The sequence below is a fragment of the Neisseria sp. P0009.S007 genome (assembly GCF_051962515.1).
Map to the genome: position 1 here is coordinate 1 of NZ_JBQCVF010000720.1, position 851 is coordinate 851.

An 851-nucleotide genomic window follows, 5' to 3' on the forward strand; every position below is an offset into this window, starting at 1 on the left:
GGTTGCGTAATTGCACACGGCGCACAAATCGTCGGACAAGGTTTCCACGTCAAAGCAGGCGAGCCGCACGCTGAAGTTCATGCGTTGAGGCAGGCCGGAGCGGCGGCCAAAGGCGCAACGGCCTATGTCACGCTGGAACCTTGCAGCCATTACGGCCGCACACCGCCATGCGCCGAAGCGCTGGTTCATTCCGGTGTAACGCGCGTGGTTGCCGCCATGACCGACCCTAACCCGTTGGTCTCAGGCAAAGGCTTATCCATGCTGGAAGCCGCCGGAATCCGTACCGAAAGCGGTTTGCTGGAAGCTCAGGCGCGCGAACTCAACCGCGGTTTCCTGTCGCGTATCGAACGCGGCAGACCGTTTGTCCGTCTCAAGTGCGCCGCCAGTTTGGACGGCAAAACCGCCCTTTCAGACGGCCGCAGCTTTTGGATTACCGGCGAAGCAGCACGCGAAGACGTACAAATTCTCCGTGCCGAAAGTTGCGCCGTTTTGACCGGTATCGGTACCGTACTTGCCGACAACCCGAAACTCAACGTTCGCAGCTTCCCCACCCTGCGCCAACCTGCGCGTATCGTCTTGGACAGCCGACTGCAAATCCCTTTGGACTGCCACCTCGTGACCGATACCGACAGCCCGACCGTTATCGTTACCCTTTCCTCAGACGAACAACGTTTGCAGGCGCTGGGTAAATTTGAACATATCCGCATCATCAGGCCGTCTGAGCACATCAACGGCCGCATCAATCTTCTTTCACTCATGCCGCAACTGGCAGAACTTGGCTTTGGCGAAGTTCTGGTAGAAGCCGGCTCAACACTTGCTTCAGCCTTCCTGAAGGATGACTTGGTGGATGA

General features: G+C 58.0%; 1 protein-coding gene. It reads left to right on the forward strand.

Annotated features, from left to right (window positions below; translation table 11 throughout):
• The coding region (gene ribD / locus ACTHS3_RS15925; protein ID WP_440368495.1) for a bifunctional diaminohydroxyphosphoribosylaminopyrimidine deaminase/5-amino-6-(5-phosphoribosylamino)uracil reductase RibD at positions 1-851 on the forward strand (851 nt) is incomplete at both ends.